Genomic DNA, 25,783 nt, shown 5'->3' with positions numbered 1-25,783 from the left:
GCGCCCGGTGCCCCCGTGTCCCCGCGCCGCGGCCGGCGCGGCGCCGTGGACCGCGCCGGTCAGCCGTCGGCGAGCCCCAGCAGCGCGGGCTCCTCGGCCAGCTCGCGGAAGGCCGCCCGCGGGTCCTTCAGCAGCTTGCGCTCGGTGAGGTCGAGCAGGCCGCAGACGGCGCTCACCTCGGCGGCCACCGTCCCGTCGGCCTTGCGTACGGTCTGCTCGATCCGGAAGGTCTTGCCCGCGCCCCAGACGAACGCGCAGCTCACGGCGACCTCGTCACCGGCCCGCAGCTCCCGCAGGTAGCGGATGGTGGTCTCGACGGTCACCGGGCCGACCCGGCGCTCCACCATGGTGCTCTGGCGGATGCCGCTCGCCTGGAGCAGCGACCAGCGGGCGTGCTCGGCGTACTGCAGATAGACGCTCTGGTTGAGGTGGCCCTGGGTGTCCGTCTCGTAGCCGCGCACCGTGATCTCCACGGTGAACGGCTCCGCCGCGTCGGTACCGGCCGCCGGCTCCGCCGCTTCTGTCACGTGCTGCCTCCCGCTCCCCGCAGACACCGGTTCGCCCCCTCGGGCCCCCGGGCCTCATTGGCCACTGGCTTCACATCGTAGGTGGGGTGGTCAAGGGGCCGGCGGCCTGCTCGCTGCCACCGGGCCCCGGCCCGGAGGCGATGACCGGGGCCCGGTGGCAGCGAGGGGACGGACACGTCAGGGGCTGCCGGTCTTGAGCCGCAGGTTCCACTTCTCCAGGGCCTCGCCGACCGGCTGGAAGATGGTGAGGGTGGCACCGCCGAAGGCACCGCAGCCGGCGGCACCACCGCCCGAGTGCACCCCCAGCGCCTTCGGGGCGTTGGGCTGGGTGACATACGAACCGCCCGAATCGCCGGGCGCAGAGCAGGCGTTGGTGAACGACAGGCCCTCGATGACCGTGTTGCCGTAGTCCACGGTCTGCTCGACCCGGGTGATCTCCCCGCAGTGCCAGCCGCTGCTCTGCCCGGAGTGGCACAGCGACATGCCGACCAGGCCCTCCTGCGCGCCGGTGACGGTGACCGGCGCACCGCCCTGCCCGGCCACGTTCGCGCTGACCGTCCAGTCCGGCCGGTCGACCCCGACCAGCCCGAAGTCCCCCTCGTGCCCGTTGATGCTGTGCCCGCCGCCCTCGTTGGAGGTCCCCATCCGGCTGCCGTCCTTGCCGTACGCGGGCTGGTCGGCGGTGAGGGTGCAGTGGCCGGCGGTCAGGAAGCCCTGGAAGTCTCCCGGGCCGGTCACCGAGAAGCCGATGGAACAGATGCCGTCGTTGCCGGGCATCCAGCGCTCCCCGCCGACCACCGTGCCGCCCTGCTGACGCGGTGTCTGGTCGGTGCGCTCGACGGTGACCGGGATCTTCGAGCGCGCCGCCATCGCACGGACGCTGTGCTCGAAGCGGACGGTCCGGAGGGTGTGCCGGGTGCGGTCGATGCGGACCACGACACCGTTGGCGCGCTCGTCCACCCCCCAGCCGGTGACGCCGGGGACACCGTCACCGGCCCGGCCGGTGATCTGCCGCACCAGGGCGGTGAGCGCGGCCCAGCTGTGCGGCACCGTCTTGGGGACCGCTCCGGCGGCGCGCACCACCTGGGCGTCGGCGGCGCCGGTGACCGCGACGACGAGCTTGCCGGTGGTCCGGTCGAACCACATCCCGGCGGGCGGGGTGCTCAGCGCCCGGCGCACGGCCGCCGCGGCGCGGTGCGCGTCCGTCTCCTGCGCGAGCCGGGTCCGTACCTGCACCGCGGTCAGCCCGAGGTCGCGGCGCATCGCGTCGAGCATGCCGCGGGGCGAGGGACGGGACGCCGGGCCGGGCCGGGGATCGCCGTGCGCCGGGCTGAACGGCCCGAGGGCCGCCGCGACGGCGGCGACGGTCGCGCCCCAGAGAGCTGCCTTGTGAAAGCGGCGTTGCATCGGGGATCTCCTCGCGGTGTCGAGTGCACGTCGGACCGATGTGGTGAGGGTGCTCGACACCGGGGCGTGCGGCACGAGGGAGCCTTGGGCATCATGTCCGGGTGTTCGACGAATACGGCCGCCAAGTCCCCACCGCCCACGGCACGGTGGCGTTCCGGCAGCTCCCGGAGGCCCTGCGCAACGTGACCTACTCGGGTGCCCGCCATCCGGGAGCGGCGACACCTGAATGCCCGTCACACGCGGTGGACGGGGCGGCCGGTGCCCCCGGCCGCCCCGTGCCGGACCCCTTCGACGACCTGGCCGGCGGCGCGAACTGCCAGCGCTACGCCTACGCCGTGCTGCGCCACTTCGGCCTGCTGATCCCTCCGTTGCGCTCGGCCGAGCTCTGGGCCGACACCGTCGCGACGCACCGGGTGGAGTGTCCGCGACCGCTGGACCTGGTGCTGTTCGACGGCGGCCCGGCCGAGGACCGGCCACCGGGCTACGGTGCGCACGTGGGGGTCCACCTGGGCCCCGATCAGGTCCTGCACCTGTGCCGGGAGGCCGGCCGGCCCGTCGTGTGGCGCTACCCGGACTTCGCGGCACGGGCGCGCTATCGGCGGCTCCTGGGCGTCAAGCGGGCGGGGCGGGCCGGGCGGGACTTCGCGGACCCGCCCCGGGAGCGCTGAGCCTCAGAAGCCTCCGCCGTCGAAGCCGCCCCCGCCGAAGCCACCGCCGTCGCCGAAACCGCCGCCGTCACCGAAGCCGCCGCCGAAGTCACCGGCGTTGAAGTCGGAGCCGGAGTAGTCACCGCCCTCGGCACCCGCACCGCCGAAGTCGGCGCCATAGGCGGCGGACGACATCATCATGTTGCCGAGCAGGGTGCCGACCAGGAGGCCGGGCAGCAGGCCGCCGCCGAAGTAGCCGCCGGCCCAGGGGCCGTAGGCCGGGCCCGCGTCCCAGTAGGGGCGGTCGCCGCTCGCGGTCCTGACCGTACGGGCCAGCGGCTCCCGCCCGTCGTCCATCCGGCTCTTGTCCGCGGCACAGACCGGCACGGTGCGCTCGGCGCCGCCCTCCGGCGCCCACCGGACGTCCACGACGGACGGGCCGTGGCGCGGGTCGAAGAAGCAGGGCAGCCGGCGCTCGGGCAGCGGCCGGCCCTCCCGGCGGGCGGCGAGGGTGGCCAGCGAGAACCGGCCGTCCTCCAGGGCCTGGGTCACCGCCTGCACCTCGCCGGGGTGCTGGGCCCCCGCCATCGCCGACTTGGCGTTCTCGTAGGAGTCCAGCGCGCGGCTGTAGTCCGCGCGCATCGCCTCGTCGGCGCCGGTCTCACCGGGGTGGAAGTCGAGCCGGTCCAGCTCCTCGCCGAAGGCGGTGATGTCCTCGTCGACGACGATCCGCAGGTCCTCCAGCGCGGCCCGCTCCTCCTCGATCCGGCGCCTGCGGTTGCGGCGCGCGATGGCGTAGGCGCCACCGCCGCCGACGGCCACCAGCACCCCGAGCCCGATCGCCGTGCCGGTGCCGAAGCCGCTGTCGCCGGTGCCGCCCCAGGAAGCGGGGGCCCGGCCGTGCGCCGACCGTGCCGCCGTGTCGACGAAGCTGTTCAGGCGCTCATTGACGGTCGGGTAGGCGGAGCCCTTGACCGATCCGACGAGGTTCTGCACCGCGTTGCGCGACATCACCCGGGGGTCGGCGCCGGCGTTGAAGCCGTTGCCGAGTTCGACGGCGTAAACGCCGCTGACGCCGACCTTGGTGCGCAGGTTCTGGAGCAGGGTGGCGGGCGGGTACTCGGCGGCCCGCGGCAGCACCGCGACGAAGATCGGCTTGTCCGCGTCCTTGATCTTCTTGGCCAGGGCGTCGGCCTGGGCGTCGGAGAGCTGGTCGGCGGCGCGCGGATCGACGTACACCGGGCCCTTCTCCAGGGCCGCCGCGGCCTCGTCGAGTCCGCCGGCGGCTTGGGCACGGGGTGCCATCGCGGCGGCCACCGCCAGCAGCGCGGCCACCAGCAGGAGGACTGGTCCGATCAGCGCACGACGAGTTGCGGTCTTCATGTGTTCGACGCTACCCGAACTGCACTTTCAGGACATCACCGGAGCCCCACCCGATGTGGTCCGGAGCGGTGGATTCTCCCCTGCTCCGGGGGTGCTGTCGCGCCGGGGATGGCCATCCAGGTGATCGCTCAGCGCGTCGTTTTTGGCGCCCGGAGTGCCGGGGATGTTGGGCTCGCCACGCCCCCCGAGGAAACGAGGAACGATGTGCAGGGCCACCTCGATGGCCACCAATCTGGCCGTCGCCGTCGCCACCACCGCCGTCGGCTGCATGCTGGTGATCTCCCTGGCACCGTCACACCCGGACACCGGGAAGCGCCCTCCCGCGGCCGGCACGGCGATGGCCGCGGCATCCGGCCATGCCGGCTCGGCCGCGCGGGCCGCCACCTCCGCCCTCGGCGCGACCGCCGCCGCCAGTTCCGGGCCCGAGGAGTTCGCCTCGCCGACGACGGGGCGGATCGAGGTGACCGCTCCGGAGCCCGGCGTCGACTACAAGGCGCACGGCAGTTTCGCGGTGGCCTGGATCAACACCACGGGCGAGCAGGTGGACATCTGGCTGCACACCGCGACCGGCGAGGTCGAATCGGAGCGGGTGGCGCTGGTCGCGACCCGGGCCGGTGCCGGGCGGACCGGCGAGGCGCTCGTGACGCTGCCCAGGGTGCCGCCGGGCCCCCGCTACTTCCTGGAGGTGGCCACCGCCGGCGACGGCGCGGTCAGCGACATCACCCGGACCTTCGCCATCACCGAGTGACCGGTGGCCGCCGGCCGCGGCCGGCCGGCGGCCACCCTGCCCGGCCTACGGTGCGGGGATGCCGACCAGCCCCGCCAGGGCGTCCCGGTGCCGCCCCGGCGACCCGAGGGCGAGTTCGTCGCTCTTGGCCCGCTTGAGGAAGAGATGGGCCGGGTGCTCCCAGGTCATGCCGATGCCGCCGTGCAGCTGGACGCACTCCTGCGCGGCCCGGACCGCCACCGGCGCGCAGTACGCCTGGGCGACGGCCACCGCCACCGGGGCGTCGGGGCTGCCGGTGGCGAGGGCGTCGGCGGCGTTACGGGCGGCGGCGCGGGCCGAGGCCACCTCCAGCCAGAGGGCGGCCATCCGGTGCTTGAGCGCCTGGAACGAGCCGACGGGGCGGCCGAACTGGGTGCGCTCGGCGGTATGGCGCACGGTCGCCGCCAGACACCATTCGGCGAGGCCCAGTTGCTCGGAGGCGAGCAGACCGGCACCGGTGAGCAGGGCACGGTCGACGGCGGCGCGGGCGCGGTCCCCGTGGGCCAGGAGGCGGCCGGGGGCACCGTCGAAGCTGAGGTGGCCCAGAGGGCGGGTGAGGTCGAGCGGGGTGACGGTGTCGGTGCGCACCCCGTCCGCCGCGGCCGCCACCGCGTAGAGGGCCGGGCCGTCGGGGCCCTGGGCCGGGACGAGCAGGAGTCCGGCGGCAGCGGCGTCGGCGACCGAGGTCACCCGGCCGGTCAGCCGCCCGTCGGCGTCGGCCCGTACGGACGCCCGGCCGGGCAGCCCGCCGGGCGCGGTGGGCAGCGGCACCGCGAGCACGCCGACGGTGCGGCCCTCGGCGAGCGCGGTGAGCGCCGCGGCGACGTCCTGCCGGTCGTGGTCGCAGCCGAGCAGGGCGGTCACCGCGAGGACCGCGCTGGTCAGATAGGGGACGGGCGCGACGGAGCGGCCGGTCTCCTCCAGGACGACGGCGGCCTCGCGGGCGCTCGCGCCCGCCCCGCCGAGCTTCTCGGGCACCAGCAGGCCCGCGGTGCCGATCTCCGTGGCGAGGGCGTGCCACAGGCCGGTGTCGTAGGCGGCGTCCGACTCCAGGCCGGCGAGCACGGTGGCCGGATCGCTGCGGTCGGCGAGCAGCTGCCGTACGGAGGCGCGCAGCGCGTCCTCGTCCTCGGAGTACAGGAGGTCGGGGTCGGCGCCGGGCAGGGTGGTCCCGTCGTTCATCGGGGGAGGTCCTTCCACGCGACGTCCTTGTCGGTGCGCGGCTCGGGCGGCAGCCCCAGCACGCGTTCGGCGACGATGTTGAGCAGCACTTCCGAGGTGCCCCCTTCGATGGAGTTCCCCTTGGCGCGCAGATAGCGGTAGCCGGCCTCGCGGCCGGTGAAGTCGACGCCGTCGGGGCGGCGCATCGTCCAGTCGTCGTAGGTCAGTCCGTCCTCGGCGAGGAATTCCACCTCCCAGCCGCTGATCTCCTGCGCGAGCCGGGCGAAGGCGAGCTTCATCCCGCTGCCCTCGGGGCCGGGCTGGCCTTGGGACAGCTGCTGGCGCAGGCGCTCGCCGGTGAGGCGGGCGGCCTCGGCCTCCACCCACAGCGTCAGCAGCCGCTGGTGCAGGTCGTGGGTGCGCAGTTCGGGGCGGGCGCGCCAGTCGGCGGCGGCCACGCCGATCATGCCGCCCTCACGGGGGATGCGGGAGCCGCCGATGGCGACCCGCTCGTTCATCAGCGTGGTCTGGGCGACCTTCCAGCCCTCGCCGACCGCACCGAGGCGGTGGGCATCGGGGATGCCGACGCCGGTGAGGAAGACCTCGTTGAACTCGGCCTCGCCGGTGATCTGCCGCAGCGGCCGCACCTCGACGCCGGGGTCGGTCATGTCGCACACGAAGTACGTGATGCCGCGGTGCTTGGGGACGTCGGGGTCGGTGCGGGCGATCAGGATCGCCCAGCGGGCCTGATGCGCGCTGGACGTCCAGACCTTCTGGCCGTCGACGATCCAGTCGCCCCCGGTCCCGTCGGCTCCCGCGCCCTCACGCACCGCCCGGGTCGCCAGCGCCGCCAGGTCGGAGCCGGCGCCGGGCTCGCTGAACAGCTGGCACCAGACCTCCTCGCCGGTCCACAGGGGGCGCAGGAAGCGCTGCTTCTGCTCGTCGGTGCCGAAGCGCAGGAGGGTGGGCGCGGCCATGCCGAGGCCGATGCCGATCCGGCCGGGGTCGTTGTCAGGGGCGCCGGCCGCCGCCAACTCGGCGTCCACGACGGCCTGGAGGGAGCGGGGCGCGTCCAGCCCGCCGAGGCCCTCGGGGAAGTGGACCCAGGCGAGCCCGGCGTCGAAGCGGGCGCGCAGGAAGTCCAGCCGCCCCGTGGTGGCCGGGGGGCGTGCGGCGAGCAGCTCGGCGGTGCGCCGGCGCAGGTCGTCGGCGTCGGTCATCGGGTCTCCTCCGCTCCGGGGACCACCACGAGCCGGCCGACGGAGGTGCCGTCGGCGACCCGCTGGACGGCGTCGGCGGCCTCTTCCAGCGGGACGCGCCCGCCGATCAGCGGCTTGATGACGCCCTGGGCGGCGAGCTTGGTCAGCTCCTCGTGGCAGGCGTCGACAGCGGCCGGGTCCTTGGTGTTGTACAGGCCCCAATGGAGGCCCAGGATCGCGTAGTTCTTCACCAGCGCGTGGTTGAGGGCCGGGGTGGGGATGGCGCCGCCGGCGAAGCCCACGACGACGATCCGGCCCTCGAAGGCGATGCACTTGACGGACTTGGCGTACGCCTCGCCGCCCACCGGGTCGTAGACGACATCTGCGCCGCGGCCGCCGGTGGCTTCCTTCACGGCGGCGACGAGGTCGTCGGAGCGCCGGTCGAGGACGAGATCACAGCCCAGCTCACGGGCGGTCCGGGCCTTGTCGGCGCCGCCCACCACGCCGATCACCGTCGCACCTGCCGCCTTGCCGAGCTGTACGGCGGCGCTGCCGACCCCGCCCGCCGCGGCGTGCACCAGCAGCGTCTCGCCCGCCTGGAGCCGGGCACGGCGGTGCAGTCCGAACCAGCCGGTCTGGTAGCCGATGTGCAGCGCGGCGGCCTCGGCGTCGTCCAGGGCCTCGGGGGCCGGGCGGACCGTCGCCGCGTCGACGACCACGCGTTCGGCGAAGCCGCCGTCCGGCAGCGGCGGCTGGGCCAGCACCCGTGCCCCGGCCGCGGCGTCCGCGCCCTCCCCCGCGGCGAGCACCTCGCCGCAGATCTCCACGCCCGGGGTGAACGGCAGCGGCGGCCGCACCTGGTACTGGCCGCGGCACAGCAGCGCGTCCGGGAAGTTGACGTCGGCGGCCCGCACCCGCAGCAGCAGCTGCCCCGGTCCCGGCTGCGGGTCCGGCACCTCCTCCAGCCGCATCACCGCTCGCGGCTCACCGTTCGCGTGTACGCGCCATGCCTTCACCTGGTGCCTCCACAGACTTGGATACGCGGGTGGGACGGAGGGCACGGGGCCCCCTCGCCAGCGACATACTAAGCGGTCGGTATCCCCCAGGGAACAGTCTCCGCCACACCACTACGGGGCCCCGGCACGATCCCGCCAGGGCCCCGTAGTGGTGCGGCGGCTACGCGTCGCGGAGCGCGGACCAGAATTCCGGGTCCTCGAACCCGAGCGCCCACAGGCCGGTGCCCCGCACCCCGTACTTCCGCAGCAGCGGCAGCTGCGCGCGGACCCCGCGTCCGTCCTGGTACCAGACCTCGTGCTCCGCACCGTCCTTGCGGTAGGTGAAGTGCGGGGTGCCGGAGACCTTGTCGAAGCGGTACTCCGCGTCCTCCCGCTCGCGCAGCGCCTCGGCCTCCTTCCAGGTCAGATGCGCGGCATGGCCGGTGACACCGCTGACCCAGTCCCAGCCGTAGCCGGGGAAGGCCACCTCGATCTTGTGCCGGGGGACGGTGCCGGTGGCGTAGCGCAGGAACTCCTCGTACCAGTCCCGGGCGGAGAGCGGGCCCGCGTCGCCACCCGACCAGTGCAGGTCGTAGCCCATGATGCGGAACCGGTCGACGTACCCGCCGAGCCGCTCGTAGTCGAAGGCCTGGCCGCTGCCGCGGACCCGGGCGAGCACCGTGACCACGCACTGCTTGTCCAGGTCGTGCAGCCGCGCGCAGAGCTCCTTGACGAGCTTGTTGTAGCCGGTCCGCACCCGGTCGCGGTCCTCCCGGTCGCCGGTGAGGGCCATCGCCTCGTAGTCCAGGTCGAGCCCGTCGTAGGAACGGCTGTCGACCAGGTCCAGCAGGGTGTCGACATGGTCCTGGCGGCGCTGCGGGTCGTGCATCAGCGCGGCCATCTTCCGGGCGCCGAGGGTCTCGGTCACGGTGGGCACGACCTCGATCCCGGCGTCGTGCAGTCCGTCGATGATGTCGTGCCGTCCGGCGCCCTGGTGGCCCTTGACGGTGGTGTCGCCGGAGGTCTCGTACCAGAAGGGGCTGACGGTGTGCAGCTGGGAGGCGTGGCGCACGGCGTCGCGGTAGGCGGCGTCGACATCGCCCCAGTAGGGGAGCCAGGCCGAGCCGGTGCGCCCGGAGCTCCGGGGTTCCTGGGGCGCCGCGTGCGCCGGGACCCAGAGCCCGGTGAGCAGCGCCACGGTCAGCAGGAGTGCGAGCCCGGTACGCGCCCGGGTTCCTGATGCGTGATCCATTTCCCGAGCGCTACCCGGTCCGGTTCCTGACGTACCGTCAGTTCGGCTGAACGGACGCGACCGGAGGCGGGGCGGCCGGGGCTCTGCGCACGGCCGGGCCGGGCGGGGCCCCGGGCGTCAGGTGCGCCCGGCCCGCTGCTGGGCGTCGCGCAGGGTGTCGGACGGGGCGGCCCAGCGGGCGCGGACGACCCGGAAGCCGGCCTTCTCGCAGGCGTCGCAGACGAGTTCGTCGTCGTCGACGACATGGCGGATCTCCCGGTCGCGGGCGATGCGGCGGAGGATCTCCAGCTTGGTGTGCCGCGCCGGGCGCCGGTCACTGTCGGGCCGCATCCACAACCTGCCCTCGGGCAGGCCGTGCCGGGCGAGCCAGGCCACGGTGTCCCGGCGGCAGCGCTCCGGACGGCCGGTCAGGTAGACGACCTCGCAGTCCTCGGTGCTGCGCAGGGCCAGAGCCACCCCCTCGGTGAGTGGAGGGTCCTCGGTGGCCGCCGCGAAGAAGGCCCGCCAGTCCCGCGGGGTGCGCTGCAGCAGATGCTGGCGGTGGGTGGAGTCGGCGAGCGTGCCGTCCAGGTCGAAGACCGCCAGGGGGCGCGTCGTCATGCCGTTGTCGTCCTCTTCCGTCGCTGCCGTTCACCGGACCCCTCGGGCAACGTGACCGCGATCCGGCCGGATTCGATCCCCCGTGCGAGGGAGAGCCGATCGTACGCGAGGGCGGCGCAGGCGGCGGTGTCCATCCGCAGCCGGATGTCGGGGCGCTCGGCCGGGCCGTCCGCGTAACGGGCCCCGCCGTCCGGAGCGCCGGAGTCCGGTCCGTCGCCCCGGAGGACGACATGGAACTCCCCCTCGTCGAGGGCGATGTCGACCACGTCGACGCCGTCGGTGAAGTGCCGGGCCAGCCGCTCCATGAGGGGGACCGCGAACCAGTGGGCCCGCACCGCGTCGGTCGGGCGCCGCTCGTCGAGGGCGGGGGCGCCCCAGTCGGCGAGGGCGGTGAGCGCGGGCAGCAGTGCGTGCCCGCGGCCGGTGAGTTCGTAGACGAAGGCGGCTCCGGGTGGGGCGAGCCGGCGGCGGGTGACCAGGCCGTCCCGTTCCATGTCCTTGAGCCGGGAGGCCAGCATGTCGGTGCTGACGCCCGGCAGGTCGGCGTGCAGATCGGTGTAGCGCCGGGCGCCGCCCAGCAGTTCCCGGACGATCAGGAGCGTCCAGCGGTCACCGACGGCGTCCAGGGCACGGGCGACGGCGCAGTACTGGTCATAGCTTCGGCGCGGCATGACACCAGCATAGACAGAAGTTGGACTTTCCAAGTGCCAGCTTGGTAAAACCAAGCAGGGAGTCAACGAGCGCTGCCGCGCCGCGCGGTGAGCGAGGGACCGGGAGGCCACCGCATGCAGTTCAAGCAGTCCAGCAAGATGGCCGGCGTCTGCTACGAGATCCGCGGGCCGGTGATCGAGCACGCGGACGCCCTGGAGGAGGCGGGCCACAGCGTGCTGCGGCTGAACACCGGCAATCCGGCACTGTTCGGCTTCGAGTGCCCGGACGAGATCCTGCAGGACGTGATGCGCAACCTGTCCCGCGCACACGGCTACACCGAGTCCCGGGGCATCCTCTCCGCCCGCCGCGCGGTCGCCCAGCACTACCAGCAGCGCGGAATGCCCCAGGTCGGCGTCGATGACATCTACCTCGGCAACGGCGTCTCCGAACTCGTCTCGATGGCGGTGCAGGCCCTCCTCGACGACGGCGACGAGGTCCTCATCCCGGCCCCCGACTTCCCGCTCTGGACGGCGGTCACCTCACTGGCGGGCGGCAAGCCCGTGCACTACCTCTGCGACGAGTCCGCGGACTGGCTGCCGGACCTCGACGACCTCGCCTCGAAGATCACCGACCGCACCCGGGCGATGGTCATCATCAACCCCAACAACCCGACCGGCGCGGTCTATCCGCGCGAGCTGCTGGACGGCATGCTCGACCTCGCCCGGCGCCACGGGCTGATGGTCTTCGCCGACGAGATCTACGACCGCATCCTGTACGACGACGCGGTCCACCACCACGCCGCGGTGCTCGCCCCCGACCTGGTCTGCCTGACGTTCAGCGGCCTGTCCAAGTCGTCCCGGGTGGCCGGATTCCGCTCCGGCTGGCTGGTGGTCTCCGGCCCCAAGCAGCACGCCGCCGACTATCTGGAGGGCCTGGACACCCTCGCCTCCATGCGGCTGTGCCCGAACGCACCCGCGCAGTACGCCATCCAGGCCGCGCTCGGCGGGCGGCAGAGCATCGAGGACCTGGTGCTGCCGGGCGGCCGGCTGCACGAGCAGCGCGACCGGGCCTGGGAACGGCTGAACGAGATCCCGGGCGTCTCCTGCGTCAAGCCCAAGGGCGCGCTCTACGCCTTCCCCCGCCTCGACCCCGCCGTTCACAAGATCCACGACGACGAGAAGTTCGTCCTCGACCTGCTGCTGCGGGAGAAGATCCAGGTGGTGCAGGGCACCGGCTTCAACTGGCCGCGCCCGGACCACTTCCGCATCCTCACCCTCCCGCGCGCCGATGACCTGGACGCGGCGATCAGCCGGATCGGACGCTTCCTGGCGGGCTACCGCCAGTGACACCGGCGGCCGGGTGCGCCGGGCACCTCGTACGCCGGACACCTCGTGCGTGGGCCGCCGGGGCGGCAAACGGCGCCCCGCGCCGCACTCACTCGAACGGGCGTACCCCTGCTCGGGCCCCGTCCGCCGCCCGCCGCCGCGGTCCCGGGGCGGGGCGACGGGCCGGAAGGCCGTCCTGGCGCCGAGGAGGCGGCGCGGCACCGTCCCGGGGCCCCCGGGCCCGGCCGCCCCTCCCGCCCGGTGGGGACCCGTCCCGCCGTCCGCAGTGCGCAGGCGCTCTTGAGCACACCGCGCGCAGCAGATTAGGTGGAGACCGGCACACCTGCCGGCACCCCACCAGGGAGGGATTCCATGCCCGTACGACCTGCGGTATCGGAAGCGGAGCTGGAAGCTCACCTGCGCGGAATATGCTTCAAGACGGGCCCGCCGCGCCGTATCGGTGTGGAGATCGAATGGCTGGTCCACGATGCGCGCAACCCCCGATGTCCGGTCGAACCGGACCGGCTGCGGAGCGCGGTCACCGCCCTGCGCGGCCTCCCGCTCAGCTCCCTGCTGACCTTCGAACCCGGCGGCCAGCTGGAGCTCAGCTCGCTGCCCGCCACCTCCCTCACAGAGTGCATCGAGGCGGTCACCGCCGACCTCGCGCTGGTCCGGCCCGCCATGCTGGCCATGGGCCTGGGCCTGGCCGGTCACGGCCACAATCCCTGGCACCCGCCGCGCCGGGTCCTGACCGACCCGCGCTACAACGCCATGGAGGCGTACTTCGACCGCTGGGGCTCCGCCGGGCGGTCCATGATGTGCGCCACCGCGTCCGTGCAGGTGTGTGTGGACGCCGGTCACGAGGAACCGGGGCCGCTCGGGTACGGACGGCGCTGGCTGCTGGCCCATCTGCTGGGGGCGGTGCTGGCCGCCGCGTTCGCCAACTCACCGGTCAGTGAGGGCTGCCCCACCGGCTACCGCACCACCCGCCAGGTCATCTGGTCCCAGCTCGACCCGGACCGCACCCTCGCCCCGCCCCCCGGACCCGATCCGCGCACCGCCTGGGTGCGCTATGTCCTGGACGCCCCCGTCATGTGCATCCGCTCCGAGGACGGACACTGGGACGCCCCGGAGGGGCTGACCTTCCGCGAGTGGGTCCGCACCGGCGCCCCCCGGCCGCCCACCCAGGAGGACCTGGACTACCACGTCACCACGCTCTTCCCGCCCGTACGGCCGCGCGGCCATCTGGAGCTGCGCATGATCGACGCGCAGCCGGGCGACGCCGGCTGGATCGTGCCGCTGGCGGTCACGGCCGCGCTGTTCGACGACGTGGAGGCGACGGAGCGGGCGTACCGCATCGTCAAGTCGCTGACGGAGACGGCCGGTTCCCGCCCCGCGCCGCGCAACCCGCTGTGGCGGCACGCCGCCCGCGGAGCGCTGACCGACCCGGAGCTGCACGGCGCCGCGGTGGCCTGTTTCGCCGCCGCACAGGAAGCCCTGCCGCGCCTCGGGGCCTCCCCCGAGGTGTGCGCGGCGGTCGCGGCGTTCACCGAGCGCTATGTGGCGCGCGGCCGCTGTCCCGCGGACGACCATCTCGACGCCCTGTACGCCGCGGAGGGCGACCTCATCGTTGGGAAGGACAGCCAGTGACCCCCGATCCCGAGCTCCTCCGTGCGCGCGCGGTCTCGGCGCTGCTCACCGCCCGCGACCGCACCCGCCTGCTGACCACCTGCGTCGAGCACCCCGACCTCGTCGCCCAGCACTCCCCGCTGATGTCCCCGCTGGTCTGGGACCTGGCGCACATAGGCAACCAGGAGGAGCAGTGGCTGCTGCGCACCGTCGGCGGCCGTGACCCGCTGCGCCCGGACATCGACTCCGTCTACGACGCCTTCGAGCACCCGCGCGCCAAGCGCCCCTCGCTGCCGCTGCTCGCCCCCGACGAGGCGCACGGCTATGTCGACGAGGTCCGCGGCCGGGTGCTGGACATCCTGGAGAGCGCCCCCCTGCACGGCGGTCCGCTGCTCGACTCCGGATTCGCCTTCGGCATGATCGCGCAGCATGAGCAGCAGCACGACGAGACCATGCTCATCACACATCAGCTGCGGGACGGGCCGGCCGTGCTCACCGCGCCCGAGCCGCCGGCCGCCGACGACGACATCCTGCCGGCCGAAGTCCTGGTCGCCGGCGGCCCGTTCACCATGGGCACCACCGCCGAGCCCTGGGCACTGGACAACGAGCGGCCCGCCCACCGCCGGCTGGTGCCCGCCTTCCTGATCGACACCACACCGGTCAGCAACGGCGCCTACCAGCGGTTCATCGAGGACGGCGGCTACGACGAGCCCCGCTGGTGGGCCCCGGCCGGCTGGGCGCAGGTACAGGAACACACGCTGCGCGCACCGCTCTTCTGGAAGCGCGACGGCGGGCAGTGGCTGCGCCGGAGGTTCGGGGTGACCGAGCCGGTGCCGCCGGACGAACCGGTGCTGCATGTGAGCTGGTACGAAGCCGACGCCTACGCGCGCTGGGCCGGCCGGCGGCTGCCGACCGAGGCCGAGTGGGAGAAGGCCGCCCGCCACGACCCGGCGACCGGGCGGTCCCGTCGCTACCCCTGGGGCGACGAGGACCCCACACCGGCGCACGCCAACCTCGGCCAGCGGCATCTGCGGCCCGCCCCCATCGGCGGCTACCCGGACGGACAGTCGCCGCTCGGGGTGCGGCAGCTGATCGGCGACGTGTGGGAGTGGACGGCGAGCGACTTCATGCCGTACCCGGGCTTCGCCGCCTTCCCCTACCGGGAGTACTCCGAGGTGTTCTTCGGCGACGCGTACAAGGTGCTGCGCGGCGGTTCGTTCGCGGTCGACGCGGTCGCCTGCCGGGGCACCTTCCGCAACTGGGACCTGCCGGTCCGCCGGCAGATCTTCTCCGGGTTCCGCACCGCACGGGACGCCGACCCGACGGCGGGCGCATGAGGCCCGCGACATCGCCGCACCGGGAGGCCCGCGTCTGATGTGCCGTCATCTTGCCTATCTGGGACCGGAGATACCCTTCGGACAGGTACTGCTCACCCCGCCGCACAGCCTCTACCGGCAGTCCTGGGCACCCCGCCGCCAGCGCCACGGCACGGTCAACGCCGACGGGTTCGGCGTCGGCTGGTACGCGCCGGACGACCCGGTGCCCGCGCGCTACCGGCGGGCCGGGCCGATCTGGGGCGACGATCTGCTGCCCGACCTGGCCCGGGTGGTGCGCACCGGCGCGCTGCTCGCCGCCGTGCGGGACGCCACCGTGGCCGGGGCGGACGCCGAGGCCGCGGCCGCGCCGTACGCCACCGGCCGGTACCTCTTCAGCCACAACGGCGCGGTGGCCGGCTGGCCGGACGCCCTCGCCCCACTGGCCGCCGAGCTGCCACCCGCGGAGCTGCTGCGGCTGCCGGCCCGCTGCGATGCCGCGTTCCTGTGGGCACTGGTCCTGCACCGGCTGGCGCGCGGCGACGAACTCGGCGACGCACTGGCCGGCACGGTCGCTGCGGTCGCCGGTGCCGCGCCCGGCTCCCGGCTCAACCTGCTGCTCACCGACGGCACCACCATCGCCGCCACCACCTGGGGCGACACGCTGTGCCACCGGACCCTTCCCGAAGGCGGCACGGTGGTCGCCTCCGAACCGTACGACGATTCCCCCCACTGGACCGAGGTTCCCGACCGCACCCTGCTGCGCGCCACCCGAACCGAGGTCCACCTCACCCCGCTCAAGGAGCCCGCCACGTGAGCCCCCTCAACATCACCCGCACCCTCCCCGCCGACGCCACCGCGGCCGCGCTGCGCGCCGACGTCACCCAGGGCCTGTCCCGTACCCCCAAACAACTGCCGCCCAAATGGTTCTACGACGCCCGCGGCAGCGAGCTGTTCGAGGACATCACCAAGCTCCCCGACTACTACCCGACGCGGGCCGAACGGGAGATCCTGCTCACCCGCGCCGACCACATCGCCGCGGCCACCCAGGCCCGCACCCTGATCGAGCTGGGGTCAGGATCGTCCGACAAGACCCGCCACCTCATCGGCGCGCTCACCGGGCTGCACAGCTATCTCCCGGTCGACGTCAGCGAATCCGCGCTGACCGCGGCGGGCGAGGCGCTGCTCACCGAGCACCCCGGCTTGACCGTGCACGCGCTGGTCGCCGACTTCCAGCAGGGCATCGAACTCCCCGGGACACCCGGCCCGCGGCTGCTCGCCTTCCTCGGCGGCACCATCGGCAACCTGCTCCCCGAGGAGCGCTCCGCGTTCCTGCGCTCCGTGCACGCCATGCTGTCCCCGGGCGACGCGCTGCTGCTCGGCACCGACCTGGTCAAGGACGAGGCCACGCTCGTCGCCGCCTATGACGATCCGCAGGGCGTCACCGCCGCGTTCAACAAGAACGTCCTGGAGGTCATCAACCGCGAGCTGGGCGGCGACTTCGACCCGGCGGACTTCGACCACGTCGCCCTGTGGAACGCCGGACAGGAGTGGGTCGAGATGCGGCTCCGGGCCCGCAAGGACCTGACCGTCAAGATTCCCGGAGTGGACCTGGCGGTGCCCTTCGCGGCGGGCGAGGAGATGCGCACCGAGGTCTCGGCGAAGTTCCGCCAGGACCGCGTGCGGGACGAACTCGCGGCGGCGGGGCTGGAGTTGAAGAACTGGTGGACGGACAGCACGGACCGCTTCGCGCTGTCGCTGTCCTTCCGGGCCTGATCTCCCCCGCTCCCCGGCCGGTGTGACCCCAGGGTCCGCCGGCCGGGTGCCGCGTCCGCGCCCGATGTGGTTCCATGCCTCGACCGCGCGTACGCGCCGGACAGCCGGTGCGCACGCACGCAGACTCGACGGGCAGGGGAAGCGGCATGGGAGCGGTGCTGGATCGGCGGGGATTCCTCAGAGGCGCGGCCGGGTTGTCGGCCGCCGGGCTGCTGGCGGGCGCCGCCAGCGGGCAGTTCACGGCCGGCGCTGCGGAACGCCGGGCGTCCGCGGTGTCCGTGACGGACTGGATGTCGGCGCTCGGCGACGGCACCCCGGTGCAGCGGCTGACGATCCCCGGCACCCATGACTCCGGTGCCCGGCGGGGCGGCCCCTGGGTGGCCTGCCAGAACACCTCCGTGGCGGAGCAACTCGCCTCCGGCATACGGTTCCTGGACGTCCGCTGCCGAGCCATCGACAACGTCTTCGCCATCCATCACGGCGCCTTCTACCAGGAGCTGATGTTCGGCGACGTGCTCAACGCCTGCCGGGCGTTCCTCCGGGCGCACCCCTCCGAGACGGTGCTGATGCGGGTCAAGCAGGAGTACTCGGAGGTCTCCGCCGAGGAGTTCCGCCGGATCTTCGGCGTCTACCTGGACGACAAGGGCTACCGGTCGCTGTTCCGGCTCGATGCCGGCCTGCCGACGCTGGGTGAGGCCCGCGGCAGGGTCGTGCTGCTGGCGGACTCCGACGGCCTGGGCGGTGTCCGTTACGGCGATCCGCAGCTGTTCGACATCCAGGACGACTACATGGCGGAGCCGTTCGGGAAGTACCCGAAGATCGAGGCCCAGTTCCGCAAGGCCGTCACCCAGCCCGGCAAGCTGTTCGTCAACTACGTCAGCACCGCCGCCCTGCTCCCGCCCCGCTCCAACGCGGACCGCCTCAACCCGCAGGTCAAGAAACTGCTGACGGGCTCGGAAGGGAGCGGCTGGCGGGGCCTGGGCATCGTGCCGATGGACTTCCCGAACGAGACCGGCCTGGCCGGGACGCTGATCGGGCACAACCTCGCGGGGCGGCGGCTGCGGCCGGCGGCGTGAGCGCGGCCGGCGGTCCCGTCGGCACTCCCCCGTTCACCTGACCGGCCCAGCGGGAGACGGCCGGGCGGCGCGGTCGCCTCGCCGTACGCACCCGGCCCGCCGGGCCCCGGAGAGCGGGCGTGGCGGGCCGCCCGGTACGGGATTTCGCGGTGGGCCGCGCGGCCGATCCGGAATGAAGCGCCCGGGTGAGCGAACCACAGCGGCCACCCCTGCATCAGACTGGGTGAAATGTCTGGATCGGTGTCACTCCTGCATCCGACGGGGTGGCACCGGCTGATGCGGCGAGGCGGCGGCTGGTGGAGACGAGCGAACGCGGGGCCATACCGGCGGACGACGCCGGCGGGACGGCCGAGGACACCGGAGCCCCGGTGCCCGAGGTCTGCCCGGGTCCCGGCGGGACGCCCTGCACCGGCCGCGGCCGGCCCGGCGTTCCGCTGCGGTGGACGCTGGCGCTCGGCGTCCTGACCGTGGTCATGGGCGGCACGGTGCTGGCGCTCGGCTCCCCGGCCCGCGATCCGTTCCTGGCCGCCGGGGACTCCGCCACCGGCGCGTATCTGGCGACCCGGGCCGACGGTGACCAGGCCGCCGCCGCGGTGCTCGCCGGGCCCTACGAGGAGCAGCCGGGCCCGCCGGTGACCGCACGGCACGGCAGCGTCATGGCGGCCCCGCTGTCCGCGTCCCGGCCACTGCTGGCGGCCCCGGCGGCGCCCTCGCCGGCGATCGGCGCGCTCTTCTCCCCCGACGGCGACGGCTCCCCCGTCCACCACTGCACGGCCAGCGTGGTGCAGTCCCCGGGGGGCGATCTCCTCGCCACCGCGGCGCACTGTGTGCACGACGGCGGCTTCCGGACCCGGCTGGTGTTCGCCCCCGGTCTGCACGACGGCATCGCACCGTACGGCCTGTGGGTGCCCACCCAGATACAGGTCGATCCGCGCTGGATCAGCGACCGGGACCCCGACCACGATGTGGCGTTCCTACGGGTGCGCCGGGCGGGCGGGGCCGGCGGCCGGATAGCGGACCTCACCGGCGCCGAACGCATCCGCTTCGACGCCCCGGCCGGGCGCGCCGCGCAGCTGACCGGCTATCCCGAGGACCGGGACGCACCGGTCAGCTGCCGGCACACGGTGGACGCCCAGGGCCCGGCCCAACTCCGTTTCCTCTGCCCGGGGTTCCCGAACGGGACCAGCGGCGGACCGCTGCTCACCGACCTCGACCCGGTCACCGGCACCGGTGCGCTGATCGGGGTGATCGGCGGTCTCGACGAGGGCGGTGACGACCTCGTCTCGTACAGCAGCCGGTTCGGCACCGATGTGGCGGCGCTCTACCGGCGGGCCATCGCGGAGCCGGGACCACGGGCCGCGCGGCCCGGCTCCGGGACCGCCGCCGCGTCCGGTGTCAGGCGCCGCGTGGCACCACGGTCTTGAGGACGGACGGCAGCGGATACCAGTCGGCGGTGGCGAAGCTCGCGTGGGCGGCGGCGAGCTGGTTCACCCGGGCCAGCGCCTCCGCCTCGGTCGGGCGGGTGCCGTCGATGGCCGGCGGCACGTTGTGGGCATCGGTCATGATGAGCAGGTAGTGCCGGGTGTCGTACCAGGCGGTGTCGATGGTGCCGTTCAGGTAGGTCGCGGCGTCACCGTCGAAGACCACGAACCAGGGGCGCAACGCGGGGTCCTGGTAGCGCTCGCGGGGGTCGCCGGGAGCGGCGCCGTGCACCGCGGGGAAGGCCGTCGCCCGGTCCAGCTTCCCCTGTGCCGCGAGGTCCTTGAGGTGGCCGGCGTACTCCACGTCGGTCCACAGCTTGTCGAACGGGTTCTTCTCCTCGACCGTGCCGGGTATCAGCTCGATCAGGAACTTGCCGGCCAGGTCGGCGCGCGAGGGCCAGCCGCCGGCCCGCACCGCCTCGTCGGGGGTGGCGTGCCCGGCGGTGAGAGCGCCCGGGCCGTAGACGGCGTCGCCCAGCTTCTCGCGCACCAGCGCGTCGAACTCGGCGGGCCCACGGCCGCCCTTGGCGTTGAAGCCGTCCTTCATCTCTATCTTGAACAGGATCGGCCGGTGGCCGGGGTGCGCTTCGTGCCAGGCCCGCACATCGGCGAGGCAGCCGGCGAAGTCCTGGTTGCGGTCCTTGGTGCGCAGCTCCGAGGCGTTCGCGGCGCCCTCGCAATTGCTGCTGTTCCCCAGCGGGTTGCTGTGCGAGACCCGGAAGGACTTGCCCAGTCCGTTGGTCCAGAGGTCGAGTTCGAGCAGTGCGGCGCCGGAGTCCAGGGCATCCGCGAAGTAGGGGTACTTCTCCTTCTCATAGGCGTTGTGGACGCCCACGGACGTGCTGGTGCCGTATGTCGTGCCGGCCGGTTCGGCGCCCGCCGGTCCGGTCGCCGCGAGCACCGCGGCCGCCGCGACGGCGACCGTTCCCACACACCGCTTTCCGTTCATGTGCCCCGCTTCCCCTAGGTCCACGGCCGCCCGGCCAGGCGCCCGACAGCCGGCCGGCCGGTCGGTCACCCGGTCGACCGGGCAGCAGCGTACGGGAGTTCGGGACCGCGCGAACCACGGGGTGAGGGCGGATAAGCAAAGATCAGACCACACAACCGACCCGGGGAGGACCCATGTCCGACAAAAGCTCCATCCGCTGGATACCGCGCACCGGACTGTCGCTCGCGGCCGCCACGCTCACGGGCATCGTGGCGCTCTACATCGCGCTCGTCGCCTTCGGCAACATCACCGACTTCGGCACCAACCAGCAGTTCGTCCGGCACGTCCTGGCCATGGACACCACGTTCAAGGACCCGGACCTGATGGGGCGGGCCATCACCTCACGGAGGTGGCAGGACGCCGCGTACATGGGCATCATCGCCTGGGAGACGCTCACCGCGCTGGTGCTGGCCGGGGGCACCGCACTGTGGTTCCTGGGCATGCGACGCCGACGCGGGATCGCCCGCGCCCGGCTGGTCAGCACCGTCGGCCTGCTGATGCTGCTGCTGCTCTTCGGCGCGGGCTTCCTCGCCATCGGCGGTGAGTGGTTCGCCATGTGGCAGTCCAAGAGCTGGAACGGGCTGGAAGCGGCCACCCGCAACGTGACCCTTGCCGGGATCGCGCTGCTCGTGGTCCACACCACGGGAGCCTCCGGCGCGGGCGGCACGGCGAAGGAGTAAGACGTCCCCCACTGCCCGCCCCTCCCCCGAAGGGGGAGAGGGGGAGGGGGAAGCGCGGGCGGCACCCGCTGGGTGGCGCCCCGAGGCCTCAGCCCGCCGCGTACACGTCCTCGATGTAGCGGCCGGAGGCGGTCAGTTCGCGCAGCCAGGCCTCGGACTCCTGGGGTGCGGCGCCGGTGTGCGCGGCGTGCAGCTCGCGGAAGGCGGCCCGTACACCGGGCGCCATCCGGCTGCCGTCCCCGCAGACGTACACCCGCGCCCCGGCCTGGAGCAGCTCCCACACCTCGGCGCTCTCAGCGGCGATCCGGTGCTGGACGAAGCGGTGGCCGTGCTCGGGGCGTTCGCTGAAGACGGGGCGTACGGAGAGCGCTCCGGCGGCCTCGGCGGCGGCGAACTCCGCGGCGTGCAGGAAGTCGGCGGTGGGGTCGTCACAGCCGAAGTAGAGCCGTGCGGGGGACCGCAGGCCCGCGGCGACGCGGTCGGCCACGGCACCGCGGAACGGCGCGAGGCCGGTACCGGCCGCGACCAGGATGACGGGGGTGTCATCGGCCGTATCCAGGCGGAAGGCCTCGCGGCAGGGCTGGACGCGGGCGAGCACGGTGTCACCGGGCTGTACGCGATGCAGGTAGGACGAGCCGGTGCCGCCGGGCAGCAGCGAGACCATCAGGTCGGCGTGCCGGGCGTCGGTGGCGGGCGAGGACGACAGCGAGTAGTGCCGGGTGCGCAGCGGCGGCAGCAGTTCCAGCAGCACCGGCCAGGGCAGCGCGCCGTGCAGCGCCGGGTGCGCCTCGATCAGCTCGATCAGGGTGCGCGGGTCGTCCTCGGCGAGCGCCTCCAGGGCCAGGCGCTCGGGCGGGCAGGGGTTGTGGGCGGCGAGCACGGCGATCTGGCCGGGCGCCGGCCGCCGGCCCAGTTCCAGGTGGTGGGTGAGCAGTTGGCGCACCGTCAGGGGCCGGTCGACGGGCAGGGTGTCGCGTCCGGCGCGGCGGCCGGCGTGCAGCGCGAGGACGGTGTCCGGGTCGGCGCCCAGGGCCCGGGCGGCCCGCTCGACGGCTTCCGGGGCGTTGGCGGGGAGCACCGCGAGGTGGTCGGCCGTGCGGTAGCCGACGCCGTCCGGGAGGGCGATCCGCAGGAAGCGCTTGGGACGCGGCCAGCCCTCGGCGGTGAGGTCGTGGGCCTCGGTGACGGTCATCGGGACGAGGTCGTGGCGGGCGGCGAGGGCGTCCAGCGGGCCGCCGGTGATCTCGGTGACGGTGTAGCCGGTGTCCTCGGCGGCGGGTGCGCCGGCGCCGAGGGTCGCCGGGTCGCCGTACCGCGTCAGCAGCTGGGTGCGCAGTGCCGCGGCGAACTCCTTGACGGTGCCGCTGAGGTCGCCGGAGGCGTCGGCCTCGGCGCGCGGCAGCAGCCGGTGGGCGCCGAGTGCGGCGAGCCGGTCGTCGATGAGGGTCGGTATGTGCTGGTAGGTGGCGGCCCAGTTGCGGTCGCCGACACCGAGGACGGCGTACGGCAGGTCCGTCGCGGCACCGTCCTGCGCGGTGTTCAGCCACGTGACGAAGGCGGCCGCGTCGTCGGTGGGCTGCCCGTTGTAGGAGGCGGCGACGATGACGACCGGCCGGTCGGCGGGCAGCGTGCCGGCGTGGGCGTCCAGCGGTGCCACGTCGGCGGCGAAGCCGAGCCCGGTGGCCTCGTCGGCGAGCCGCTCGGCGAACTCGCGGCAGGTGCCGTAGTTGCTGCCGTGCAACAGCAGCAGGCCGGTGCCCTGGGGGACGCGGGTCGGCAGCCCCTCGTCGGTGGCCGCGTCGTCCGCGGTGGCCGCGGCGCCGCCGGGGAGTACGGCGAGCGCGGCGCGGACCGCGGCCCGGTCGGCGGGCGTGCGGGCGGCCAGGGTGAGGGTGAACCCGTCGGGCTTGAGGGTCAGCGTCTCCTTGATGCGCAGCTGGTAGTCGCCGTGGTCGGTGAGGCGGTAGCGGTGGGCGAGGAGGGCGAGCAGCATGGTCGCCTCGTGGAGCGCGAACTGCCGCCCGATGCAGGCGCGTTCACCGGTCCCGAAGGGCTTGTAGGCGTGCGGGGAGCGGGCCGCCTCGGCCTCCGGGCTGAAGCGGGAGGGGTCGAACAGCTCGGGGTTGTCGCCCCAGGCGGGGTCGCGGTGCAGCATCGGGGTGAGCACCGTGACCAGCTCGCCCGCCTTCACCGGGTAGCGGCCGCCGAGCAGGGTGTCCTCTTTGGCCTGCCGGCTGAAGGCGGCGGCGGTGGGCCACAGCCGCAGCGCCTCGTTGAGGACCTGCCGGGTGAACGGCAGCCGTCCGATGTCCTCGAACGTGGGGTCGGGGTCGGTCTGGTCGCCCCACAGCTCGTCGGCCTCGCGCTGGACCATGCGCAGCGCGAGCGGGTCCTTGAGCAGGTGGTAGAGGGCGAAGGAGAGCGCGCCGGAGGTGGTCTCGTGGCCGGCGATGAGGAAGGTGATGACCTGGTTGCGGATGTTGGCGAGGTCAAGGGCCGGCCCGCCGTCGGCGCCGGCGCCGAGCATCAGGCCGAGCAGGTCGTCGTCCCCGGTCTCGCCGCTCTCCGTCCGGGCGGTGATGACCTCGTCGACGACCGAGGCGAGGTAGTCGGCGTCGGCCTGGAACGCCGCGTCCGCCGCGGAGTGGTCGGCGTCGGGGTCGCGGGAGAACTTCGTCATGCTCCATTCGAGGCAGCGCACCATCGCCTCGACGAACGGGTGCGCGCCGTCGCCGCGGGAGAACGACTCGAAGTCGAAGCCGAAGCCGGCGAGCCCGATGGTGTCCAGCGTCATCCGGGTCATGTCCTCGGCGACCTGGACGGGCGTGCCGTCGGCCACCCGGCGGTCCCAGGCGGCCGTCACCCGGCGGGCGACCTTGAGCATCGCGGGGTGGTAGGTGCGCATCGAGCCGAGCGCGAAGGCCGGCATCAGGACCTCGTGTGCCTTGGCCCAGTTCGGCTCGTCGTTGTAGGCGGTGAACAGACCGTCACCGGCGAACTCTCTGACGTTCTCCAGGACGACCGACACGCCCTTACTGAAGCGGGCTTCGTCGGCGAGCTCGGTGACCAGGTCGAGCGAGGAGAGGAACAGCGTCTCGCGCTCGCCGAATTTGCGCTTGAAGACCGGGCCGTGGAGGCGGGCGAGGTCCATGGACTGCTGGATGGGCGTCTGGGTGAGCCCGGCGTCCGTGAGGTCGGCCACCGGAATGCCGTCATCGGCGGCGCGTTCGTCGCTGTGGAGCGCGATGGTGTCGGTCATGTCTCCAGCGTGAGGGCCCCCACGCGCAGGTCACGCCCGGACAACTGCATGATTGTGCAGTGGTTTCTCGCTGCTCGCTCTTGCATGCGGACCGGAGGAAGGTCAATGGACAACGGGACTGCCGACGGCACGTCGGGTGCCGGTGCCGACGGTGTGGTCAAGCCGGCCTGTGAGCGCCCCGAGCCCGACCCGGCCGGGCCGTACGCGGACGGCCCGTGGCGCAACTACTTCCTGATCCTGCTGGACCGTATCCCCACCCCGATCGCGGTGTGCCGGGCCCATGGCGAGGTGCTGATCGCCAACCCGGCGATGGCCGCCCAGTGGGGCGCCGCGCCGGGGCAGCTGCGGGGCCGCAATCTGCTGGATCTCTTCGAGCCGCGGGCGAAGGCGCAGCTGGACCGGCTGACCGAGGCGCTGCGGATGGGACGCCGGTCGCGCTATCCGGTGGAGGTGCGCTGGCGGGACAGCTCGGACGGGAGTGAGCGGGAGGGGGAGCTGACGATCGATCCGGTGGGTGATCCGTCGGTGCATCCGCCCGCGCTGCTGGCGTTGTTGCGGGTCGCTGAGGCCGGTCCGCCGGTGCCGCGCGGTGCGGCGAGCCCGGTGGAGGCCCGCATCCTGGCGCTGGCCGCGGGCGGCGCGACCACCGCGGCGATCGGTACGGCGCTCGGGCTGACGGTCGACGGGGTGAACTACCACCTCACCCGGCTGGCCCGGCGCTGGCGGGTGCAGGGCCGTACGGCGCTGGTGGCGAGGGCGTACGTGCTGGGCGTGCTGGCGGCGGACAGCTGGCCGCCGGCTCCCGCCTGACCGGGGCCGGGCGGCGGCGCGGCCCGGACACCCGCCCGTACATCCGTGCGGATAACCTCACGGGTGTGGAGGAGAACGCAGCCGCGCGGTTCGAGCGCGGAACGGACGGCCCGAAGGTCATCGTCGTCGGCATCGACGGCTCCGACTCGTCGTGGCGCGCGGCCGCCTACGCGGCGGGGCTGGCCCGGCGCCAGGGCTCGAAGCTGGTACTGGTCTACGTCCAGCCGGTGCTGCCGGCCGGTGCGGCGATGGGCGCTCCCGTCGTGGACGCCACGAACGAGGTGGCCGAGGAGCTGATGACCGAGATCCGCCGGGCGACCGAGCGGTTGCAGGGGATCTACCAGGTGCGCTGGGAGTTCCACACGCTGCGGGGCGACCCGTACAACGGCATGGTGCAGATGGCCGACGACCTGAAGGCCGACGCAGTGGTGGTCGGCGCCTCGGAGTCGGCCGGGCACCGCATCATGGGCTCGGTCGCGGTGCGGCTGGTCAAGGCCGGGCGCTGGCCGGTCACCGTGGTTCCGTAGGGCGCCGGCCGTCCCCCGCCGCTCCGCTGGTGGGGCGCGCCGCCCTGAGGCACGGTGGAAAGTGGACGGGCGGACCGCCGCCCCGGCGAGGGAGACCACCGTGACCGACCGCACGTATCGCGTGACCGAGATCGTCGGCACGTCCCAGCAGAGCATCGACGCCGCGGTCAGGAATGGCATCAAGCGCGCCTCGGAGACCCTGCGCAACCTCGACTGGTTCGAGATGACCGAGGTCCGCGGCCATATCGTCGACGGCGAGATCGACCATTACCAGGTCGGCCTGAAGGTCGGGTTCCGGCTGGAGGACGCCGATTGAACACCTCTCCCGTGT

24 protein-coding genes are annotated in these 25,783 nt (G+C 73.7%); 13 read left to right on the top strand and 11 right to left on the bottom strand.

The genetic code is table 11. The annotated features are described in order from the left end of the window. Nucleotides 1-59 precede the first annotated feature (59 nt). Nucleotides 60-527 (bottom strand): acyl-CoA thioesterase, encoded by a 468-nt coding sequence (locus tag ACGFN2_RS01120; protein ID WP_393356546.1) that lies wholly within the window; start codon nucleotides 525-527, stop codon nucleotides 60-62. 177 nt (nucleotides 528-704) lie between these two features. After that, nucleotides 705-1,934, bottom strand: a complete 1,230-nt coding sequence (locus tag ACGFN2_RS01115) for a S1 family peptidase (protein ID WP_393356544.1) — start codon at nucleotides 1,932-1,934, stop codon at nucleotides 705-707. Nucleotides 1,935-2,035: 101 nt separating this feature from the next. Between ACGFN2_RS01115 and ACGFN2_RS01110 the strand changes: the two genes are divergently transcribed. Next, nucleotides 2,036-2,602, top strand: coding sequence for a cell wall hydrolase (locus ACGFN2_RS01110; RefSeq protein WP_393356542.1), 567 nt, complete (start codon nucleotides 2,036-2,038; stop codon nucleotides 2,600-2,602). A 3-nt stretch (nucleotides 2,603-2,605) separates the two neighbouring features. Here the strand turns inward: ACGFN2_RS01110 and ACGFN2_RS01105 are convergent, their stop codons facing one another. Continuing rightward, the gene (locus ACGFN2_RS01105; protein WP_393356540.1) at nucleotides 2,606-3,964 is read right to left on the bottom strand and encodes a hypothetical protein; all 1,359 of its coding nucleotides are present in this window, start codon (nucleotides 3,962-3,964) and stop codon (nucleotides 2,606-2,608) included. 202 nt (nucleotides 3,965-4,166) lie between these two features. Here ACGFN2_RS01105 and ACGFN2_RS01100 point away from each other — a divergent pair, with 202 nt between their 5' ends. Beyond that, complete coding sequence (locus ACGFN2_RS01100; RefSeq protein ID WP_393356538.1) at nucleotides 4,167-4,712, top strand: hypothetical protein; 546 nt, start codon at nucleotides 4,167-4,169, stop codon at nucleotides 4,710-4,712. A gap of 45 nt (nucleotides 4,713-4,757) precedes the next feature. On the opposite strand, the gene ACGFN2_RS01095 is transcribed toward ACGFN2_RS01100, so the two are convergent. The 6 genes from ACGFN2_RS01095 to ACGFN2_RS01070 all read right to left on the bottom strand — a co-directional run bounded on the left by ACGFN2_RS01095 (nucleotide 4,758) and on the right by ACGFN2_RS01070 (nucleotide 10,608). Continuing rightward, the gene (locus ACGFN2_RS01095; RefSeq protein ID WP_393356536.1) at nucleotides 4,758-5,912 is read right to left on the bottom strand and encodes an acyl-CoA dehydrogenase family protein; all 1,155 of its coding nucleotides are present in this window, start codon (nucleotides 5,910-5,912) and stop codon (nucleotides 4,758-4,760) included. Continuing rightward, nucleotides 5,909-7,111 carry an acyl-CoA dehydrogenase family protein gene (locus ACGFN2_RS01090; RefSeq protein ID WP_393356534.1) on the bottom strand — a complete coding sequence of 401 codons (1,203 nt, stop codon included), beginning with the start codon at nucleotides 7,109-7,111 and terminating at the stop codon, nucleotides 5,909-5,911. Before ACGFN2_RS01090 ends, ACGFN2_RS01095 begins: the two co-directional genes overlap by 4 nt. Continuing rightward, nucleotides 7,108-8,106 (bottom strand): NADPH:quinone oxidoreductase family protein, encoded by a 999-nt coding sequence (locus ACGFN2_RS01085; RefSeq protein ID WP_362606645.1) that lies wholly within the window; start codon nucleotides 8,104-8,106, stop codon nucleotides 7,108-7,110. The genes ACGFN2_RS01090 and ACGFN2_RS01085 overlap by 4 nt, the downstream gene beginning before the upstream one ends. Nucleotides 8,107-8,266: 160 nt before the next feature. Then, nucleotides 8,267-9,337, bottom strand: coding sequence for a glycosyl hydrolase family 18 protein (locus ACGFN2_RS01080; protein WP_393356531.1), 1,071 nt, complete (start codon nucleotides 9,335-9,337; stop codon nucleotides 8,267-8,269). Between the two features lie 117 nt (nucleotides 9,338-9,454). Continuing rightward, entirely contained in the window at nucleotides 9,455-9,937 is a 483-nt protein-coding gene (locus ACGFN2_RS01075) for a hypothetical protein (protein ID WP_393356529.1), read from the bottom strand. Next, complete coding sequence (locus tag ACGFN2_RS01070) at nucleotides 9,934-10,608, bottom strand: helix-turn-helix domain-containing protein (RefSeq protein WP_362606650.1); 675 nt, start codon at nucleotides 10,606-10,608, stop codon at nucleotides 9,934-9,936. Before ACGFN2_RS01070 ends, ACGFN2_RS01075 begins: the two co-directional genes overlap by 4 nt. 114 nt (nucleotides 10,609-10,722) lie before the next feature. Here ACGFN2_RS01070 and ACGFN2_RS01065 point away from each other — a divergent pair, with 114 nt between their 5' ends. The 7 genes from ACGFN2_RS01065 (at nucleotide 10,723) to ACGFN2_RS01035 (ending at nucleotide 19,131) form a co-directional block, all read left to right on the top strand. Beyond that, nucleotides 10,723-11,934 (top strand): pyridoxal phosphate-dependent aminotransferase, encoded by a 1,212-nt coding sequence (locus ACGFN2_RS01065; protein ID WP_393356527.1) that lies wholly within the window; start codon nucleotides 10,723-10,725, stop codon nucleotides 11,932-11,934. Nucleotides 11,935-12,285: 351 nt separating this feature from the next. After that, on the top strand, nucleotides 12,286-13,563 hold the full coding sequence (gene egtA, locus ACGFN2_RS01060; RefSeq protein WP_393356525.1) for an ergothioneine biosynthesis glutamate--cysteine ligase EgtA: 1,278 nt from the start codon (nucleotides 12,286-12,288) through the stop codon (nucleotides 13,561-13,563). Further along, nucleotides 13,560-14,879: an ergothioneine biosynthesis protein EgtB gene (gene egtB / locus ACGFN2_RS01055; protein WP_362606658.1), complete on the top strand. Its 1,320-nt coding sequence runs from the start codon at nucleotides 13,560-13,562 to the stop codon at nucleotides 14,877-14,879. Before egtA ends, egtB begins: the two co-directional genes overlap by 4 nt. Nucleotides 14,880-14,916: 37 nt before the next feature. Beyond that, on the top strand, nucleotides 14,917-15,672 hold the full coding sequence (gene egtC, locus ACGFN2_RS01050; protein ID WP_393356522.1) for an ergothioneine biosynthesis protein EgtC: 756 nt from the start codon (nucleotides 14,917-14,919) through the stop codon (nucleotides 15,670-15,672). After that, entirely contained in the window at nucleotides 15,669-16,631 is a 963-nt protein-coding gene (egtD, locus tag ACGFN2_RS01045; protein WP_393356520.1) for an L-histidine N(alpha)-methyltransferase, read from the top strand. The genes egtC and egtD overlap by 4 nt, the downstream gene beginning before the upstream one ends. A 146-nt stretch (nucleotides 16,632-16,777) precedes the next feature. Continuing rightward, nucleotides 16,778-17,707, top strand: coding sequence for a phosphatidylinositol-specific phospholipase C (locus ACGFN2_RS01040; RefSeq protein ID WP_393356518.1), 930 nt, complete (start codon nucleotides 16,778-16,780; stop codon nucleotides 17,705-17,707). A 296-nt stretch (nucleotides 17,708-18,003) separates the two neighbouring features. After that, the gene (locus ACGFN2_RS01035; RefSeq protein WP_393356516.1) at nucleotides 18,004-19,131 is read left to right on the top strand and encodes a trypsin-like serine peptidase; all 1,128 of its coding nucleotides are present in this window, start codon (nucleotides 18,004-18,006) and stop codon (nucleotides 19,129-19,131) included. On the opposite strand, the gene ACGFN2_RS01030 is transcribed toward ACGFN2_RS01035, so the two are convergent. Further along, complete coding sequence (locus ACGFN2_RS01030; RefSeq protein WP_362606670.1) at nucleotides 19,103-20,137, bottom strand: phosphatidylinositol-specific phospholipase C domain-containing protein; 1,035 nt, start codon at nucleotides 20,135-20,137, stop codon at nucleotides 19,103-19,105. The two genes, ACGFN2_RS01035 and ACGFN2_RS01030, sit on opposite strands and share 29 nt — an antisense overlap. Before the next feature lie 173 nt (nucleotides 20,138-20,310). Between ACGFN2_RS01030 and ACGFN2_RS01025 the strand changes: the two genes are divergently transcribed. Then, on the top strand, nucleotides 20,311-20,856 hold the full coding sequence (locus ACGFN2_RS01025) for a DUF2165 domain-containing protein (protein WP_393356514.1): 546 nt from the start codon (nucleotides 20,311-20,313) through the stop codon (nucleotides 20,854-20,856). Nucleotides 20,857-20,944: 88 nt separating this feature from the next. Here the strand turns inward: ACGFN2_RS01025 and ACGFN2_RS01020 are convergent, their stop codons facing one another. Continuing rightward, the gene (locus tag ACGFN2_RS01020; protein WP_393356512.1) at nucleotides 20,945-24,115 is read right to left on the bottom strand and encodes a cytochrome P450; all 3,171 of its coding nucleotides are present in this window, start codon (nucleotides 24,113-24,115) and stop codon (nucleotides 20,945-20,947) included. 105 nt (nucleotides 24,116-24,220) lie between these two features. On the opposite strand from ACGFN2_RS01020, the gene ACGFN2_RS01015 reads away from it, so the two are divergent. From ACGFN2_RS01015 to ACGFN2_RS01005, 3 genes are all read left to right on the top strand, one after another. Then, on the top strand, nucleotides 24,221-24,925 hold the full coding sequence (locus tag ACGFN2_RS01015) for a PAS domain-containing protein (RefSeq protein WP_393356510.1): 705 nt from the start codon (nucleotides 24,221-24,223) through the stop codon (nucleotides 24,923-24,925). Between the two features lie 65 nt (nucleotides 24,926-24,990). Further along, the gene (locus tag ACGFN2_RS01010; protein WP_362606681.1) at nucleotides 24,991-25,452 is read left to right on the top strand and encodes a universal stress protein; all 462 of its coding nucleotides are present in this window, start codon (nucleotides 24,991-24,993) and stop codon (nucleotides 25,450-25,452) included. Nucleotides 25,453-25,552: 100 nt separating this feature from the next. After that, on the top strand, nucleotides 25,553-25,768 hold the full coding sequence (locus ACGFN2_RS01005; RefSeq protein WP_362606684.1) for a dodecin: 216 nt from the start codon (nucleotides 25,553-25,555) through the stop codon (nucleotides 25,766-25,768). Nucleotides 25,769-25,783: the final 15 nt, after the last annotated feature.

It is taken from the genome of Streptomyces sp. NPDC048612 (genome assembly GCF_043199295.1).
Lineage (GTDB): Bacteria > Actinomycetota > Actinomycetes > Streptomycetales > Streptomycetaceae > Streptomyces.
Note: the sequence above shows the minus strand (reverse complement) of the source record. Positions and strands in the feature narration are given on the sequence as shown.

Excerpts from the sequence above, each read along its gene's own strand:
- ACGFN2_RS01115 (WP_393356544.1), bottom strand. The coding sequence starts at position 1,934 with ATGCAACGCCGCTTTCACAAGGCAGCTCTCTGGGGCGCGACCGTCGCC.
- ACGFN2_RS01105 (WP_393356540.1), bottom strand. The coding sequence starts at position 3,964 with ATGAAGACCGCAACTCGTCGTGCGCTGATCGGACCAGTCCTCCTGCTG.
- ACGFN2_RS01100 (WP_393356538.1), top strand. The coding sequence starts at position 4,167 with ATGTGCAGGGCCACCTCGATGGCCACCAATCTGGCCGTCGCCGTCGCC.
- ACGFN2_RS01095 (WP_393356536.1), bottom strand. The coding sequence starts at position 5,912 with ATGAACGACGGGACCACCCTGCCCGGCGCCGACCCCGACCTCCTGTAC.
- ACGFN2_RS01090 (WP_393356534.1), bottom strand. The coding sequence starts at position 7,111 with ATGACCGACGCCGACGACCTGCGCCGGCGCACCGCCGAGCTGCTCGCC.
- ACGFN2_RS01080 (WP_393356531.1), bottom strand. The coding sequence starts at position 9,337 with ATGGATCACGCATCAGGAACCCGGGCGCGTACCGGGCTCGCACTCCTG.
- ACGFN2_RS01075 (WP_393356529.1), bottom strand. The coding sequence starts at position 9,937 with ATGACGACGCGCCCCCTGGCGGTCTTCGACCTGGACGGCACGCTCGCC.
- ACGFN2_RS01070 (WP_362606650.1), bottom strand. The coding sequence starts at position 10,608 with ATGCCGCGCCGAAGCTATGACCAGTACTGCGCCGTCGCCCGTGCCCTG.
- ACGFN2_RS01065 (WP_393356527.1), top strand. The coding sequence starts at position 10,723 with ATGCAGTTCAAGCAGTCCAGCAAGATGGCCGGCGTCTGCTACGAGATC.
- egtA (WP_393356525.1), top strand. The coding sequence starts at position 12,286 with ATGCCCGTACGACCTGCGGTATCGGAAGCGGAGCTGGAAGCTCACCTG.
- egtC (WP_393356522.1), top strand. The coding sequence starts at position 14,917 with ATGTGCCGTCATCTTGCCTATCTGGGACCGGAGATACCCTTCGGACAG.
- ACGFN2_RS01040 (WP_393356518.1), top strand. The coding sequence starts at position 16,778 with ATGGGAGCGGTGCTGGATCGGCGGGGATTCCTCAGAGGCGCGGCCGGG.
- ACGFN2_RS01030 (WP_362606670.1), bottom strand. The coding sequence starts at position 20,137 with ATGAACGGAAAGCGGTGTGTGGGAACGGTCGCCGTCGCGGCGGCCGCG.
- ACGFN2_RS01025 (WP_393356514.1), top strand. The coding sequence starts at position 20,311 with ATGTCCGACAAAAGCTCCATCCGCTGGATACCGCGCACCGGACTGTCG.
- ACGFN2_RS01020 (WP_393356512.1), bottom strand. The coding sequence starts at position 24,115 with ATGACCGACACCATCGCGCTCCACAGCGACGAACGCGCCGCCGATGAC.
- ACGFN2_RS01015 (WP_393356510.1), top strand. The coding sequence starts at position 24,221 with ATGGACAACGGGACTGCCGACGGCACGTCGGGTGCCGGTGCCGACGGT.